General features: G+C 58.2%; 13 protein-coding genes. 9 read left to right on the plus strand and 4 right to left on the minus strand.

The annotated features are described in order from the left end of the window. The first annotated feature begins 111 nt into the window (after positions 1-111). Together J8Z04_RS04210 and J8Z04_RS04215 are read left to right on the plus strand one after the other, a co-directional pair. Positions 112-1,227 (plus strand): HlyD family secretion protein, encoded by a 1,116-nt coding sequence (locus J8Z04_RS04210; RefSeq protein WP_043562047.1) that lies wholly within the window; start codon positions 112-114, stop codon positions 1,225-1,227. Positions 1,228-1,235: 8 nt separating this feature from the next. Further along, positions 1,236-2,813 (plus strand): DHA2 family efflux MFS transporter permease subunit, encoded by a 1,578-nt coding sequence (locus tag J8Z04_RS04215; protein WP_043562050.1) that lies wholly within the window; start codon positions 1,236-1,238, stop codon positions 2,811-2,813. 29 nt (positions 2,814-2,842) lie between these two features. On the opposite strand, the gene J8Z04_RS04220 is transcribed toward J8Z04_RS04215, so the two are convergent. Then, on the minus strand, positions 2,843-3,526 hold the full coding sequence (locus tag J8Z04_RS04220) for a TetR/AcrR family transcriptional regulator (RefSeq protein WP_227449770.1): 684 nt from the start codon (positions 3,524-3,526) through the stop codon (positions 2,843-2,845). A gap of 83 nt (positions 3,527-3,609) precedes the next feature. On the opposite strand from J8Z04_RS04220, the gene J8Z04_RS04225 reads away from it, so the two are divergent. Then, the gene (locus J8Z04_RS04225; protein ID WP_248630302.1) at positions 3,610-5,298 is read left to right on the plus strand and encodes an efflux transporter outer membrane subunit; all 1,689 of its coding nucleotides are present in this window, start codon (positions 3,610-3,612) and stop codon (positions 5,296-5,298) included. Positions 5,299-5,651: 353 nt separating this feature from the next. Here J8Z04_RS04225 and J8Z04_RS04230 read toward each other — a convergent pair whose 3' ends face one another. Continuing rightward, complete coding sequence (locus J8Z04_RS04230) at positions 5,652-6,380, minus strand: YfdX family protein (protein ID WP_212125576.1); 729 nt, start codon at positions 6,378-6,380, stop codon at positions 5,652-5,654. Between the two features lie 144 nt (positions 6,381-6,524). After that, on the minus strand, positions 6,525-8,069 hold the full coding sequence (locus J8Z04_RS04235; protein WP_192848582.1) for a carbohydrate porin: 1,545 nt from the start codon (positions 8,067-8,069) through the stop codon (positions 6,525-6,527). A gap of 212 nt (positions 8,070-8,281) precedes the next feature. Here J8Z04_RS04235 and J8Z04_RS04240 point away from each other — a divergent pair, with 212 nt between their 5' ends. From J8Z04_RS04240 to J8Z04_RS04265, 6 genes are all read left to right on the plus strand, one after another. Further along, entirely contained in the window at positions 8,282-9,640 is a 1,359-nt protein-coding gene (locus tag J8Z04_RS04240; protein ID WP_043562053.1) for a purine-cytosine permease family protein, read from the plus strand. Positions 9,641-9,923: 283 nt separating this feature from the next. Further along, positions 9,924-10,787, plus strand: a complete 864-nt coding sequence (locus J8Z04_RS04245; protein ID WP_081563390.1) for a transporter — start codon at positions 9,924-9,926, stop codon at positions 10,785-10,787. A 76-nt stretch (positions 10,788-10,863) separates the two neighbouring features. After that, entirely contained in the window at positions 10,864-12,036 is a 1,173-nt protein-coding gene (gene nhaA / locus J8Z04_RS04250; protein ID WP_192848583.1) for a Na+/H+ antiporter NhaA, read from the plus strand. 80 nt (positions 12,037-12,116) lie between these two features. Then, complete coding sequence (locus tag J8Z04_RS04255; protein WP_086431766.1) at positions 12,117-12,908, plus strand: epoxyqueuosine reductase QueH; 792 nt, start codon at positions 12,117-12,119, stop codon at positions 12,906-12,908. Positions 12,909-12,951: 43 nt separating this feature from the next. Next, positions 12,952-14,115 carry a glycerate kinase gene (locus J8Z04_RS04260; RefSeq protein WP_192848584.1) on the plus strand — a complete coding sequence of 388 codons (1,164 nt, stop codon included), beginning with the start codon at positions 12,952-12,954 and terminating at the stop codon, positions 14,113-14,115. 81 nt (positions 14,116-14,196) lie between these two features. Continuing rightward, a complete protein-coding gene (locus J8Z04_RS04265) occupies positions 14,197-16,641 on the plus strand; it encodes a mechanosensitive ion channel family protein (protein ID WP_192848585.1) in 2,445 nt (814 codons plus the stop codon). A gap of 60 nt (positions 16,642-16,701) precedes the next feature. On the opposite strand, the gene J8Z04_RS04270 is transcribed toward J8Z04_RS04265, so the two are convergent. Further along, positions 16,702-16,866 carry a hypothetical protein gene (locus J8Z04_RS04270; RefSeq protein ID WP_156878809.1) on the minus strand — a complete coding sequence of 55 codons (165 nt, stop codon included), beginning with the start codon at positions 16,864-16,866 and terminating at the stop codon, positions 16,702-16,704. Positions 16,867-17,019: the final 153 nt, after the last annotated feature.

The following is a 17,019-nucleotide window of genomic DNA, read 5'->3' on the forward strand; positions in this document are numbered from 1 at the left end:
GAATGACCGACTGGTCATTTTTCTCCCACAGCATTGCTGGTCCCATCATGCCACGAGGTTTCTGGCCGGGCAGGACGGGGGACGGATGATTTTCATATTCCAGAGGTGACCATGGCACAGTCCGCTACACAGTCTGATACGCAGTCTGCCACACAGGGTGGACAGGAGCAGCAGGCGGGCAGGCCGTTCAGGGACCGTGGGGCACGGAAGCTCATTCTGGTCCTTATTCTGGTCATGGTCGTGCTGGGGATCGGGCTGTATCTCTTTTTCAACCGGAACAAGGTCGAGACGGATGATGCCTATGTGACAGGCCGCAAGATTTCCATTGCGGCGCATGTCAGCGGGTATGTTTCCCGCCTGCTGGTGGATGACAACCAGTTTGTGCACAAGGGTGATCTCCTCGTGCAGATTGATGGCCGGGACTATCTGGCACAACTGCATCGGGCTGAGGCTGCCGTGGCACAGGCCGAGGCGGACATGGTGTCCTACAACCTTTCTTACGCCGTGGCGCAGAAGAATTATCCCGGCCAGTTGATGGCTGCCCAGGGTGCCCTGAAAGAAGCCAAGGCCCGCCTCTTCCGGGCGCAGACGGATTATGTCCGGCAGCATCGTGTGGAACGTGCTGCTACGACCCAGCAGAATATCGACTATGCCCGTGCTGCGCTGGATGAGGCGACAGCCTCCGTTCTTCAGGCACAGGGGCAGCTGACACAGGCTGAGCCGGTGGATGCGAACATTGGCAATGCCTATGCCCATTACACACAGGCACAGGCCACGCTGAAATCAGCCCAGGCCGAGCTGGAGCTGGCCCGCCAGAATGTGGACTGGATGGACATCCGGGCCCCACGGGATGGCTGGGTGTCGCAGCGTACGGTGGAGCAGGGCAATTTCGTGCAGACAGGGCAGGAGATGTTCTCCATCGTGGCCAGGGATGTCTGGATCGTCGCCAATTACAAGGAGACCCAGCTTGCCCACATGCGGCCGGGCCAGAAGGCCGAGATTGAGGTGGATGCTTACCCCCAGCTGCATCTGAAGGGCCATGTGGACACCATACAGAAGGGGTCCGGTGAATCTTTCAGCGCTTTTCCGCCTGAGAATGCAACGGGGAACTTCGTGAAGACCGTGCAGCGCATTCCCGTGAAAATCCTGATCGACAGCGGGCTTGATGATGAACGGCCCCTTTCCCTGGGCATGTCGGTCGAGCCAACCGTCCATGTGGATGAGTGAGGCCGGCGATGGCTGACACATCGACAGAGGAGCATCACAACTGGAAGCCCAGGCACAACCCTTGGCTTGTGGCGGTTGTCGTGACGCTGGCAGCCTTCATGGAAGTGCTGGATACCACAATTGTCAACGTGGCTCTGCCGCATATCGCAGGTTCGCTGGGCAGCTCTTACGATGATGCCACATGGGCGCTGACCTCCTACCTCGTGGCCAATGGGATCGTGCTGACGATCTCGAGCTGGTTGGCGAAGCGGTTTGGAAGGAAACGGTATTTCCTCATCTGCGTGGCGATGTTCACCATGTCCTCCTTCCTCTGCGGTCTCTCCACCTCTCTGCCAATGCTGGTAATTTTCCGCCTGATGCAGGGTTTTTTTGGCGGTGGATTGCAGCCGGTGCAGCAGGCCATCATTCTGGACATTTTCCCGCCAGAGAAACGTGGCGCAGCCTTCGGTCTGACGGCCCTGGCCATCGTGGTGGGGCCGGTTCTGGGGCCGCTGGTAGGAGGATGGCTCACGGACACCTATTCATGGCGATGGATTTTTTACGTCAACGTGCCCTTCGGCATCATGACGGTCATGGCCGTGATTGCACTGGTGGAAGACCCGCCATGGGTGAAGGCCGTGAAGGAGAGGGTGGATGTTGTCGGCATCAGTCTGATCTCGCTGGGTCTTGGCTGCCTGGAGATCATGGCGGACCGTGGTGAGGATGACGACTGGTTCGGCTCGTCTTTCATCACGACCATGGCCATTATCGGGGGGCTGTGCACTCTTGGGGCCATCATCTGGCTGCTCAAGGCCAAGAATCCTCTTCTGCGGCTCAGCGTGCTGAAGGATCGCAATTTTGCCCTCGGAACATTCATGATCGGGGCTGTGGGTGTGCTGCTCTATGCGTCCGCCGTGATTGTGCCGCAGTTCGCCCAGCAGGTGCAGGGTTACACGGCCACCATTGCAGGGCAGCTCATGGCACCGGGTGGCATGGCTGTGATGGTGCTGATTCCCTTTGTGGGAATGCTGATGAAGCATGTGCAGGTCCGGTATCTCATCGGGCTGGGTTTCTTCTTCATGGCCCTGTCCTGCTTCTTCGCAGCCACGCTCTATTCCGATGTGGACTTCTGGTATCTGGTACTTTGCCGCATGAGACAGACAGCCCCACTGGCTTTTCTGTTCGTGCCCATTTCCACCATTGCCTATGCGACCTTGCCGAGGGAGCTGAACGGCGATGCTTCGGCCCTGTTCAGTATGGTAAGGAACTATTTCGGGTCACAGGCCATTTCGCTCTCTACAGCGGCGTTGACGGAAATGCGTCAGGTTCAGCAGACGGATGTGTCCTCACACGCCATTGCCTCACGGCCAGAGTTCCGAAACTATCTTTTCCATGTCCAGCAGCTGGCGGAAGCGCATGGTCTGGCCCCGCTGCGTGCGCATGCTTTTGCCGTTGCCCATATGTATCAGGAGTTTCTGCGGCAGGTGGCCATGCTGGCCTATAATCAGCTCTTCAATGTCCTGGGGATCATGGCTCTCTGTATCGTGCCGTTCTGCTTCCTCATGTCCCCGATGAAGGGCGGTGGCCAGGGGGGAGGTGGCCATTGAAAGCGGAGCAGCCCCGCCGGATGATTGTTTCAGGGAGCGTACATCCTGAGAAAACTTTCCGCCACCATGGTAGCCACGCCGTCTATGCTGTTCTGGCTGGTGTCCACGGGCAGGGAGAGGCGGCACCGGTGGATGATACGGGTCTGGCACATCGTGAGAAACTGCTCGGCAGCAAGGTCGATGTCAGAAATGACCAGTTGGCCGCCTGCATGTTTTTCTGCAAACCAGTCGGCAAGGCCGGTCAGTGTCCGGGAGACACCGTAATGCCAGAGCGTGTCTGCCAGATTGGGGAACTCGTTGGCCTCTGCCACGACGATGCGGTAGAGGCCTATGGCCTCCGGGTCGATCATCAGGGTGATGATGGTGGCTGCTGCCTGCCTGAGGGCCGTGCGCAGGTCAGGCTGAGGCGCCCGGGATACGGATTTCAGCGTGTTGAGGCGTGTGCGGCTGCGTTCTTCGAAAAAAGCCGTGAACAGATCAGCCTTGTTCTCGAAATGGTTGTAGAGCGACCCTTTGGAGACACCTGCCAGATGAGCGATCTGCGACATGGAGGTTCGCTCATAGCCCTGTTGGAGGAAAAGCTGTCCAGCACTCTGGAGGATCTGCTCGCATTTGCGGGAAGCCGCTTTGCTGTTGCGGGGCGGACAGGGGGCCGGGTGTTCGGTCTGGGTCATCGTTTTGTGGAAGGGTTGCTCCTGCGTATGGAGGGGCATGATAGGCTGCTGGGGCGGCATGGTCCATATGGGCGATCTGTTTCTGGCCCGTTTTATGTTGATAATTCTACAGGAGCTTCACAGTGAAAGACGCTCATTTGTTCCGTTCCGTCCGTAAGGGAGTGGGAAACCTGTCTTCACGCGGTTTCAGCTGGCAGCTTCTGTCTGGGGTGGCTCTGCTGGGGCTGGGGGGGTGCCTTATGGTCGGCCCTAAATATCATCAGCCGAAGGATTGGGCCCCGCCGCATTATGACCTGCATAATGGTAGCAACCAGCCGTCCGGCAAGGGGGCATCTGCTAAAGGAAATGGCCCTCATGGGGCCAATGCAGCGCCGGAGGACAGAACCAGTAAACAGGCCTCTCCCGCTTCTGTCGTGACAGAGCTGCCCATGGCGGATGCCTGGTGGAAGAGTTTTCACGACCCTGAGCTGACATCTCTGGAAGACCGTGTGGCCACGCAGAACCTGTCTTTCCTTCTGGCTACACAGAATCTGGCGCAGAGCCGGGCCCAGATGATCATTGCCGGGGCGGAGCGGTTCCCCAGTCTTTCAGCGTACGGAACCTATGTGCGCTCGCAGCACAGCTCCAAGCAGCTTCAGGAAATCTTCAAGCGTGTAGGCAAGGGGTTCCCAGACCTGCCAGCGCAGGAGGCCAATTTTCTTCAGGGCTCCCAAGAGGCCCAGGTCCCGCTGCTGAACCAGTGGCAGGACAAGATTGATGCAACCTATGAGATCGATCTCTGGGGGCGTGTGGCCTACCAGTATCAGGCGGCAAAATATCTGATGAAGATGAGCGAGGAGGAACGGCGCAGCATTCTCATTGCCCGTCAGGCCGACATGGCCCGTGATTATCTCCAGCTGCGGGGTGATCAGAAACGTCAGCGCATTCTGGCAGATAGCCATGCCACCGTGCAGAATCTGCTTTCGTTGGCGCAGAGCCGCTATAAGAGCGGGCTGGTTACGGAGCTGGATGTGGACAGCATGAAGGCCCGTCTTCATGGAATTGAGGCCCAGCAGGCCAATCTGGATGAGACGGTGGCGCGGGAGCAGAATGCCATAGCCCTGTTATTGGGCATGCCACCGCAAAGCCTGAATGAGGAGCTTGGACAGACGGCGGGTGTGCCGACTGTTCCCCCCTTCGTTCCGGCTGGTCTGCCATCGGAACTGGCCCATCGTCGCCCGGATATCCGGGAGGCGGAAGAGCATCTGCGGGAAACGGTAGCAGAAGTTGGTGAGGCCACAGCGGATTTCTATCCCAAGGTGACCGTGACGGCAGATTTCGGGTTCCAGACCCTGTCTTTCCGGGACCTTGGGTTCTGGAATGCCCGTGCCTGGAATGTCGGGCCCAGCATCTCTCTCCCCATTTTCCAGGGCGGGCGGCTTTATGGTCAGCTTCGTCTGAAAAAGGCAGCACAGCGTGCTGCAGCCGTGGAATATCGGCAGACGGTTCTTCAGGCCTGGAATGAGGTGGATAATGCCTTGCAGGCCTATCATGATGAGCAGATTCATCATGAAGGATTGGCAAAGACCGTGGATGACGAGAAGCGGGCTCTGTCTCTGGCAACCAGCCAGTATCGGGCTGGTCTGGCGACTTACCTGTCCGTTCTGGAAGCGCAGGAGAAACTGCAGGAAGCCCAGCTTGATCTGGCTGCCAGTGACAGTGCGTTCGCAACGGATCTTGCCCGTCTCTACAATGCGTTGGGTGGGGGCTGGTCTGATACCCTGCCTGATAAGGAGCAGGTCAGCCAGGCAGCGCAGCCAACGACACACTGAAAAAGGGCGGGGAAACAGCCATGCAGGCGGGGAGGTTGTGCTGGCCTGCCAGCAGTGGCTGTGCATGGTTTTTTCCTCATGATCCTGCGACTCCACGGTCTTGCTGATGAGACTCGCTGTCAAGGGGAGCCATCTCTTGCCCACAGAGTTTTCCACAGGTGCGAGGGCGCAGAAAATGGCCACCTTCACTGTATTGTGTGAGTGATTATCCACACCTCTTTTCGGGGGTGTGGACTACGTGGATACCTTGTTGTGGGGCAGGATCAGGGGGGATGAATACAAGAAAACCGGCATGAATACATGCCGGTTTTCTTTTGGGGCAATCCCGTCTCCAGCAGAAACAGGAGAAAGCCTTATTTGGTTTTCTGGGCTGCAGCAGTGGCTTCGGTCACGACATTTTCGGAGACGAAGACCAGCGTGTTCAGGGCATCGTTCAGGGCCACGTTGGCAGCCTGGGGATTGTGACCCTGTGCAAAGATCAGGGCACGGTTCACAAAACCCTGGAGCTGGTTCAGCGGAGCCAGAGCAATGATGAAGTCGATGTCCTGCCCGACGAGTTGAAGGGTCTGGGCGGCCTGATCGGTCTGTCCGGCCTTCAGCTGGGCATTAGCCGTTGCCACGGCACTCTTTTTGCTGGGTTCCAGCATGTCTGTTGCGATGACCTCACCCCCGACCGGGACCCAGTCCGTCGGACCGTTCTGGGGTGTGTGGCTGCTGGAGACAGGATGCTGGGGAGCGGGGTGCAGGTCGGCTTCGGCGGCTGTGAACTGTTCACGGGCCTTGGCGGCTGCCTGGAGGTGGGGCACGGCAGCGTTGAGAGCCGGCAGGGCCTGCTCGCTCTGCCCGGCTGCGAGAAACTGCTGGGCCTGCACGATGTTCGCCATGGCCTTCTGGCCGTGTTCGGAGAGATGATGGAAGGCGCGATGCTCTTTTTTGCGCACGCTTTTCACATGCTTGCTGGAGACGGCGGCAGGGGCATTGTTGCTGGCCGGTGCGGCATCATCGGCGAAAGCGGATGTGGTCAGGGCGCCCAGGCCGAAAAGGGAAAGGGCCAGGCCCTTGTGCAGTGTATTGAAGCGCATGGAAATATCCTTGTTCATAGGATGGAGGATGCCCTCCCATGCAGATGGTTGCAGCCCTCTGCGCAGGATGCAGGTCATCCCGATCACAGTGATAACAGCTTAAAAACAGCTCATGTGCAACTGTTATGATCGGGCTGAAAATTCTCAGAAAATCTCGATATGGCTTTTGAAGCCAAGCAGAGCCGCATCCCGGAGATTGCCCTGGCCATTGGGGCGGAAGAAATATTCCAGCAGTGGCTGAAAAATGACACCCCGATAGACATGGATGGCGTAGTTGACTTCAAACACTGCGGCATGACGCTGTACGCCAGTTGCATGGTCCGGGAGGCGGCTGAACTGCTGTGTGTCCAGCATCATCGTCTCGGTGGCCTGCACACCGGGGGCAATTTTCTCGTAGGTGAAGGAAAGACCAAACGTGTCAAAGGGGCGGGAGCGGAAAATTCCACGGTCTATGAGAGCCCCATAGGCTTCCCATTCCCGCAGGGCGATCCGTTTATCATTATAGAGGAACCCTCCCAGCAGCGTGATGCCCCGTTTGCTGCTGTGGTAATGGTTCAGGATATGCTGGTCGGCCATGAACCAGGCGCCGTAACCGTCATGCCGTGTGCGGGGTCTGCCATGGGTCAGGGCGTAGGGACGTCCCTGCTCATCAAGATAATTGTCGGGGCTGGGGGCGGTCATCATCACGCCGCCGATCTTGTAATGCCCGGGATGGTTTTTGCCGAAGAGGGGCTCCCATCCCATTTCAAAGGGGAGGCGGAACCCGTTGATGTTGCCGCCATTGAACTTGAAGCCGGTACGGTGCTGCTCGTTCTTGTAGATGCCGTTTTCTCCGGCATAGAGGCCGCTCTGTATATAGAGGAAGCGGGAGGGACGGACCCGGATGCGCCCAGCCCAGACAGCTGCAGGATAACCGCTGACAAAGCTGCTGTCCGTGGCGGCCTTGGGCCGTCCGCAGATGCTGCCATTCTGGAAGTTGCAGAAGAGGGGGCTGTTCTGGAAGTCCGACATTTCCGCCATGCGGCCGGCAGCGATGGCAAGGCGGCCATTGAACAGGTCTTCTTCACCATAGGCCATGACGAGATGGACAACCACATTGCCGCCACCGCCGTAATCTTCCGATGCATGGTTCAGCCAGTCACCAAACATGCGGTTGGCTGTTGTTCCATAGCGGCCGACAACAATGCTGTGTGTGGAAAAACCCCGCAGCCCGATGAGCTGTTCCCAGTTTATGTTGAGTGAGGCGGCATATTGCCCGGCATTGCTGGCGCCCTGTTTGTAGGGTGCGAAATGCTGGGAGTTGGGATAGTTTTTCTTGGGCGGCGTGATGGCCCCGGCAAATTCATTCGTGTTGTCGAGGAGGAGGGCAATGCCCCGTTTGCGCAGCCAGTCCGTCATGCCAAAGCCATGGGGAAAGAGGGCCTCCGGCCTGCCAAAGGGAGGAACCGAGGTCGTATAGCCGCCATGGGCAGGCAGGGGGGTATCAACCCGGAGCAGGGGTTCGTTACCGACGATTTCATCAAGTACCTGTGCCTGCGCACCGGGGGTGGCGAAGCAGAAGAGGGCGACTGGCAGCAGCCAGGAGCAGTGCCTGGCCAGCTTTTTGAGAAAAACTGATGAATAACGGCGTAGTTCTTTTAGAGAAATGGGTACGTTCTGCCGTATGGGGCAAGAGAATATGGCAGGCATAATAGTCCCCATTTCTATAAAAAGAACCCTGACGGTACGAAATTGCCCCCAAGAAAGAGCGCATTGTTGCGGAATCTGTTAAAGAAGTTTGGGTAAAACTTCAAAGTCTATCTTCCACCTCTGGATATTTTTCAGTCTGACCTGCTGTCTGGACGGGACTGCCATGAAGTAACCTCTTTTCACGCCTCTGGGAGTGTGGGAAAAGCGGGGCCATGAGTACCCATATGGAAACCCATACCATTCACCCCGTTCCTCAGGCGCATCGTCACGGGCGGGTAGCGGACCTGTTCTCGGTCTGGTTCAGTGCCAACATGACATTGCTGACGGTTGTTACCGGGGCTCTGGGGCCAGCCGTATTCGGGCTGTCGCTCATCTGGTCCGTTTTGGCGCTGGTGCTGGGTAATGTGGTGGGGGCTGTCTTCATGGCGCTCCATGCGGCACAGGGCCCGCGTCTGGGTGTGCCCCAGATGGTGCAGAGTCGGGGGCAGTTTGGCGTTTATGGGTCGGTGCCGATCATCCTGCTGGTCGTGCTCATGTATATCGGTTTTGCTGCTTCCAACTGTGTCGTGGGGGGAGAAGCCCTGGCGCATGTGCTGCCTGTCTTCCAGGGCAGCAGGGGGGTCTGGCTCATTGCGGTGCTGACACTTCTGCCCTGCATGATGGGGTACAGGGCCATCCATGTCTGTTCCCGTCTGGCCAGCTGGATTTCCATTGTGGCGGTCATTTACGCCATCGGTTGTGGGCTGGGCGGGTTTTCCCGCACATTGCTGGCAGACATGCACGGCACGGTAGCCGGATTCTTCGGAGCCTTTTCCGTTTCGGCTCTCTGGCAGATCGCCTATGCCCCTTATGTTTCCGATTCTTCCCGGTATCTGCCGGATGAGGCCGGGTCCGGCCGGCAGGCCTTCTGGGCGACCTATGGGGGAACTGTCATCGGGGCTGTTCTGCCCATGGTGCTGGGGAGCCTGCTGTCACTGAGCTATCCGTCCCTGCCGTTGGCTGGAGCGCTCTCCCTGACGGGCGGCCATATGGGCAATATCGTTCTTCTGGTGCTGGCACTGGCCATTCCGCTGGCCAATGCCATGAGTGTCTATTGTGGAGCGTTGTGCAGCCTTACTCTGGTGCAGACCTTTTGGCCGTCGTGGCGTGCCGGCCTGTGGGGGCGGCTGGTCATGACGGTTCTTCTGCTGGGGGCGGCCCTGGTCATGAGCCTTGGCATGGTTGGTGACTTCCTGAAGGCATACACGTCGTTTCTGGATGTACTGATGGCAGTGCTCGTGCCGTGGACGGCAATCAATCTGTGCGATTATTACCTGCTGCGCCATGGCGAGTATGATGTCATGGCCTTTTTCAGGGCGGATGGTGGACCGTATGGGCGGTTCAATCTGCCGGTCGTATTGATTTATCTCCTGGGTGTGCTGGTTGAACTGCCTTTCATGAAGACCGGCCCGTATACAGGGCCGCTTGTGGAAGCCCTGCATGGAGTGGATATTTCATGGATTGTCAGTCTGCTGGTGACGGCCGTCGTGTATTACCTCTGGGTGAGACGATGTGACGGGGTGAGAGCCTGAGCTTTACCTGGTCGTATGAGGGGTTTCATTGGGGTCTGATGTAAGCTGTACTGACAGGGTACTATTATATTTGTAATTGATCTGACTTGTTAAAAGAGAACCGATCCTTCTATACAGGCAGAAGCCGTTTTAGACTGGCCATCCCTGTGGGGGTGGCAGGGGACGTGATGCAGCTCTTTTGTTGACGGCCGGGCCCTGCGTCATGTCTGCTCTGTGGGGAAGGCTCTGCATGCTGTGGCTGAGGAGGGTGAGATCACCGGGTGGGCTGCTGGTGCTGGGTGGCATGGTCGTGTTCTGGCTGCTGTCGTCTGCTTCGGCAGAAGCATCGGACATCACGTTTGCCGTCATTGGTCCGCATGAATATGACCTGCCAGTGGATTTCAAGCCTTTCAATGTATTCGTCCAGTATGGTGACGGGAATGCAGCAGGAAATTATTATGATGGGCAAGGGGCCAGAAAGCCGGAACGGGGCAGCCATACATGGTCTGGCCTGAGCAAATACGTCCATTTCTGGACGTTTGATTCCATTCCTCATGTCGGTTTTGCCTATGAAGTCATCCAGACGGAAAGTTACCGTCTGGCGGATGGCACAAATTATGGTGGATTGGGGCCGACCATCACAGGGCCTGCGGTGTGGTTCAAACCGAATGAACACAGCACGTTCGGTATCCAGACCTTCATGCAGACACCCAGCGCCACCCGGAAAGTCCTGAACCCGCAATACTGGTCCAATCTTTCAAGCTTCATGTTTGATTATGAGTGGAAACATTTCAGTTTCGGTGGAGACCTCGGGGCTGTGGTGGCTTCGACCATGCATGTCAGAGGGGAACATTCCTATCATCCGGGGACGGCCTTTCACAGCAATCTGCGTTTCAGTTGGAAAGCCAGCCGCAGGTGGGAGCCATTTTTCTCCATGGACTGGCAGAACAATGCCGGCTGGCATGACAACACGCTGGGGCGCTCCGTGGCGGACAGCAGCAGCCGGGAGGTTACGCTGGGCGTGGGATTGATGTGGAACATCAATCCCCGGCTTAACATCACGACCCGCTATGCTCATTCGGTGGACGGACGTTATGTACCGGAGACCAACGCTTATTATTTCAAGCTGGTTTATCTGTTTGAGGGGGCCCTGTTCTCACATTACTGACCGTCTGGCAGGTGGTAGAGATTTTTTCCCCGGAGCGCTGTAAGAGGGGAGCGGTCTCGACAGCCATAAAAGGACGATGATGACGGCAACATGCAGACATCGGTTTCTGACGCCGGAAACGGGCGGCCCCTGCCTTCTGCTGGTCATGGCGCTGGCAGGTTTCATCCTGGCCAATTCACCATGGCGGTCTTTTTATGCGCTGCTGGCCAAGCCTCTGGGACCTGTCCCGTTGGGGGATGGCCTGTCACCCTTCTGCCTGCCCAGCGTTGCAGAGCTGGTTACCATTGGGCCGATGACGCTGTTTTTCCTCACCATTTCGCTTGAGCTGAAAAAGGAACTGACAGCCGGACACCTTGCAGAATTTCGCCAATGTCTTCTGCCCTGTCTTTCTGCTCTGGGAGGTGTGGTTGTTCCAGCAGGGCTGTATGCGCTGATCGCTGCACCTGACCCTGCCCTGCGGTCAGGCTGGGCCATTCCCGTTGCAACGGATGCAGCTTTTACGCTGCCTGTACTGTTGGCGCTGGGGCGGCGTGTTTCGGAAGGAGGGCGGGTCTGGCTGATGGCACTGGCCATTTTTGATGATGTGCTGGGCATTTTCATCATCGCCCTCTTTTATGGTGGAACACCGCATGCCATGCCGCTTTTCGGTACGGTCATCCTTGTGGGCATGATGGCCTGTGCCGGCTGGCGGGGTGTCCGTTGCCTGTGGTTTTATGGCATTGGCGGGGGGCTTCTGTGGATTTGCCTGAAGGAAGCGGGGCTGCATCCCACATTGACGGGTGTCGTGGTGGGGCTCTGCCTGCCGACCGCCCGGCATGATGGCCCGTCTCCTCTGGAGCGTGTGGAGCATGGTCTGGCGCCGTGGGTCACATGGGGGGTGTTGCCGCTGTTCGGTTTTGTCATGGTGGGTGTGCCGTTGGCTGATACGTCTCTCACGAGCCTTGATCTGCGTCTGATCGTGGCTGTTGTGGTGGGGCTGGTATTGGGCAAGACGGCCGGAATTTTCGGCATGACGTGGCTTGCCATACGGTGCCGCCTGGCTTCTCTTCCGGCCCGGACATCATGGCCGATGCTTTTTGGTCTGTGCCTGCTCTGTGGGTTGGGTTTTACCGTCAGTCTTTTCATGGCTTCGCTGGCCTTTCCTGCTTCGGGCCTGCTCATATCCAGTAAGATCGGTATTTTTCTCGGCTCTTTCATGGCCGTGGCCAGTGGCTGGTTCTGGTTGAGATGCGTGGTGAAAGAGACGTGAAGCTCTATCTACTCGACAGTTCTGCCGTGCCTCTGTATGGGGGCGGGCGTGTGCTGATGATCGGATAGAGGAACTCACTGATGAGCCATGAGCGGACAGACCGGCCGGATGCCCTTCATGACCCGGCCTGTGATGGAACGACACATGCCGGAGTGGCCAGCCCGACCGGTAGGGAACGTGGCTATGCAGCCCGGAAAAAGCGCCGTGTGTCTGCTCCGCTGACACCGTCCGGCAGGCCGGTTCTGGAGCCTCCGGGTGGGCAGAAAAAGGTGCTGCTTCACTCCTGCTGTGCCCCCTGCTCTGGTGAGGTGATGGAGGCGATGACGGAATCAGGCATCGACTACACCATCTTCTTCTATAATCCGAACATCCATCCAGAGCGGGAATATCTTCTGCGCAAGGAAGAGAATGTCCGGTTTGCCGAGGCACACAACATCCCGTTCGTTGATGCCGATTATGACAGGGACAACTGGTTTGAGCGGGCCAAGGGCATGGAATGGGAGCCGGAGCGTGGCATACGCTGCACGATGTGCTTCGACATGCGTTTTGAGCGCACGGCCCTGTATGCGCATGAGCACGGGTTTCCTGTCATGACGAGTTCTCTGGGCATTTCACGCTGGAAGAACATGGCCCAGATCAATGATTGTGGTGCCCGGGCCGTGGCGCCCTATGATGGGTTGTCCTACTGGGATTTCAACTGGCGCAAGGGGGGAGGCTCTGCCCGCATGATCGAGATCAGCAAGCGGGAGAGATTCTACAAACAGGAATATTGTGGCTGTGCCTATTCCTTGCGGGATACGAACAATTTCCGGCGTTCAAAAGGGCGGCCCGCCATCGTGCTGGGAGAGGAATTCTACGGCGAAGAAGACTAGACCTTTTCCTGCCCGGGGAGCACCCTGAAGGCAGGAGGGACGTATGAAAATTGCCATTGTCTGTGATTCCTTCAAGGAAAGTCTGGCCCCACTTGAGGTGGCTGAGGAGATAAAAGCAGGTTTCTCCCGCGTGTTTCCTGAAGCATCGTATGTCTGCCTGCCTATGGCAGATGGTGGAGAGGGAACAGTGGAAGCCCTCGTGCAGGGTACGGATGGTAAACTGGTGCATTGTTCTGTCACGGGGCCGCTGGGGATGCCGGTTCCTGCTTTTTTCGGCATCAGCGGTGATGGGCAGACGGCGATCATCGAGATGGCAGCAGCGGCGGGCCTTCCCCTGCTCCAGCCAGAAGAGCGTGATCCCTTGCGGACGACCACTTATGGAGTTGGGCAGCTCGTTCTTGCCGCTCTGGAACATGGGTGCCGACATGTCATTCTCGGCCTGGGGGGCAGTGCTACCAATGATGGAGGGGCCGGGTTTGCGCAGGCTCTCGGGGCCCGCCTGCTCGATCAGCAGGGGCAGGAGCTGCCGCCTGGTGGTGGGGCTCTGGCCAGGCTGGCGGATGTGGACCTTTCCGGTCTGGACAGGCGCCTGTCTGACATCACGCTGGAAGGGGCCTGTGATGTGACCAGCCCTCTGACAGGGCCGCAGGGGGCCTCGCATGTTTTTGGTCCCCAAAAAGGGGCTGGACGAGAGGATGTGATTCTTCTGGATGATGCCTTGGCGCATTATGCCCGTATCCTGGCCCTTCGGTGTGGGAAGGATGTGGCGGCTGTGCCCGGGGCCGGTGCTGCGGGGGGATTGGGCGCGGGGCTTCTGGCTTTTACGAAGGCACGGCTGCGGCCAGGTGTGGAGATTGTTGCAGACCAGCTTCAGCTGGCTGCCCGTTTCAGGGATGTGGACCTTGTCATCACCGGGGAGGGCCGGATGGATGGCCAGAGTGCCCAGGGCAAGGCTCCCATGGGGGTTGCTCAGGTTGCCAGAGCCCAGGGGCGGCCTGTCATTGCCATTGTCGGTTCTACGGGAGAGGGTGTGGACAGGATGCATCAGGTGGGCATTGATGCTTTCTTTGATACGGTTCCCCGTCCCGAGGCGTTGCCGGTCGTGCTGGCGCAGGCCCGTGAGAATGTCCGTCGTACAGCAGAGAATGTCGCCGCTGCGATACGGACAGGGATGGAGATGGGACGGAACCTGTCGGGATCATCTTGAAAGGTAACATAACTCTACCATATTTCTATGTTCGTCTACCCAGCAGGTCATGAATCAAGACATTGGAAACAAGCAGGTTTTATGAAGCGTTATTCTGTTCGTCAGATCATGGTGAGCATGGGGGCAGGCCTTGGGCTGGTTGCCATGCTGGCGGCTCCTGCGCAGGGCATGGCCGCCAGTGCTGCTGACAAGGTGGATTCCGGGTCAGCCCCGGCGCACGCTGCGCCCGTCGGGACAGTTTCCCTGCCTCTGGGGCAGCCGGAAGGTGATTTTGGCTGGGCCGGTGTGTCGGGGGCATTGCGGACCCAGCTGGACCAGGACCAGACGACCTTGCGGACGGTTGGTGCCGCTCTGGGGGGGCTGAAGGGGCTGCCTGCCGGGCGGTTGCTGGATTCCTACACGCAGCAGGTGGCGAAGGTCCGCCAGCATGTGACGGACGGGATGGCGCAGATCCAGGCTTATGAGGGCTCCATCAATTCCCTGCTGAAGGTTCTTGGCGACAAGGCCGAGGATGGGGAGGATGCTTCCATCACCCGGCAGCGTGTCACGGCCCGCAAAACCTCCATGGGGATCACGGCTCTTCTGGTGCGGATGCGTGTCTGTGATCTTCAGACCCGCCAGCTGGAAGGTCAGCTGGACGACCTGCTCCGCAAGGTCCAGCAGGGAGCGCTGGTACGGCATGTCGATTCTCCTCTGGGGGTCGGTTTCTGGCGGCGGGCCCTGTCGGATGGTTATGCGACATTCCGGGATATGGGGCAGGATGAGCCGAGGGCACTGGTTGGTGTTCTGGGTATTGGCTGCCTGGTCATGCTGTTTGGCTTCGTGCTGAGGCAGCTGGCGACCCGTGTTCTTGCTTCAGCCCGGGGGCAGGCGAGCTGGGGGGGCGTGATCCGCAGCCAGCGTGCCCTGGGGAGCGTGTTGGCCGGTGTCTTGTGTGGTCTGCTGGCGGAAATCCTCTGGCAGGGCTGGCAGCTTGTGGGTTTCGACAGTGATGGCGTGCCCGCCATGCAGGGCGCGTATCTGACACAGGCACTGCCGGTGTGTGGTTTCATCATCGGGGCCGGGGTGTCCCTCAAGCGCTGGCTTCTGGGCAGGGCGTGCCTGCCGTGCAGTCTGCTTCTCGGTGGAGGAATTTTGTTCTACGGAGCGTTGCGGACGGCCGAAGTCAGCCGCGATGTCGGTCCCGGGCTGGATGCCGTGCTGGAAGGAGCGTTTGCGCTTTCCACATCCATCCTGCTGTATCTGACGTGCCGCTCCAGCAAACGTGACCAGAAAAATGGGACGGCTCTGGGTGATGTGGAGGCAGGCAGTACGGGGCAGGATATTGGTGCCGTACTGATCCAGCATATTCCCCTGCATGGTGTTTCTGCCCTGCTCATGGGGGTGACGGCCGTTGCCGTTCTGAGTGGTTATATCTCCTTTGCTTTCCTGCTGAATGACTGGGTGCTGACGCTGCTTTATGCCTTTGGGGCCGTCATGCTGCTCATGCAGGCGTGGCGGGACTTTTCACAGTTCCTCTTTTCGGCACAGAGCCGTCTTGGGCGGCTGTGGACCGAGCTGGAGCTGAGTGCCCGCCGTCTTGCGCAGATGGAGGTCATCACCACGGCGCTGGTTGGTCTCAGCCTTGTCATGGTATTCATTGCACTGTTGCAGGGCAGAAATGGTGTTTCCTTCATCGGGACATGGCGGCAGCTGGAGCATGTCTTTGGTGGGGGTATCCTGTTTGGTGTGCCCGTCTCGCCAAGGACGATAGTGGGGGCGGCCCTGCTGCTGGTGGGCGTTTATTACGCCATACGGTTTTTGCAACAGTGGCTGCAGACACGTCTGTTCCCGGTCACGTCCCTGGATAATGGGGCACGGACATCCATCATCAGCATTCTGACTTATACATTGTGGATCGCTGCGGGGCTCAAGCTGTTGGCCATGATCGGCATTTCCGTACAGAATCTGACATGGGTTGTCAGTGCGCTGTCAGTGGGTGTGGGTTTCGGTCTCCAGTCCATCGTCAAAGACTTCATTTCTGGTCTGATCCTGCTGGCGGAACGTCCGGCCCAGGCTGGGGACAAGATCACCATCAGTGGCAATACGGGGGTGATTCAGCGTGTGAATGTGCGGGCAACGGATATCCGGCTGAGTGATGGAACGACACTCATTGTTCCCAACTCCCAGTTTATCACGGCGAATGTGCAGAATTACAGTGCGGGTCATAATCCGCTGAAGATGAGCCTTGTTTTCGCTGTACCGACCAATGTGAGTGTGGACAAGGTGAAGGCGCTTTTCATGCTTGTCGTGGCGGATCAGCCGGATGTTCTGAAGGACCCGGCCCCGCAGAGCTGGCTGGGTGACAAGGTGGGGGATACGGTTTCTGCGACGCTGGCGATCTATGTTGCACGGGGCACGAACAGTGATGCCGTGAGAACGGCTGTTATCTCCGGGGTGCTGGCACGTTTCAGCCAGGAAGGTATCAGCCTCATGGTGCCGCAGGTTTCTATGACGCTGCCATCTGATGATGGGTCCCAGACATGAAAAAAAAAGCCAGGGTGACTGTCACCCTGGCTTTCCATGCCACTGTCGTGCAGGGAGGTTTTACTTGCCGTCGACGGAACGGGCAATTTCAGCCACGAGCTTGAGAAGGTAGGCACGGTCGATCTTGGTGTTCGGACCTTCGATGCGGACTACATCCTGCACCAGAGCGAAGATGAGGTCTTCGCGGGTCATGCTGCGGGCGATATTGTTTTCTTTCTGAGACATGCAGGTAAATCCTCTCATGTGGTGAATTGGCAACGCCGGGTAGACGGTACCGTGCCGGTATCCGTCCCAGCAATCTTTTAGCAGTTTTCATTGAGATAGGTCACGAGGTGTGGATGAAAAGATTGTAACCATAGTCATGGTACCGGTCTTCCA

It is taken from the genome of Bombella apis (assembly GCF_018221685.1).
Lineage (GTDB): Bacteria > Pseudomonadota > Alphaproteobacteria > Acetobacterales > Acetobacteraceae > Bombella > Bombella apis.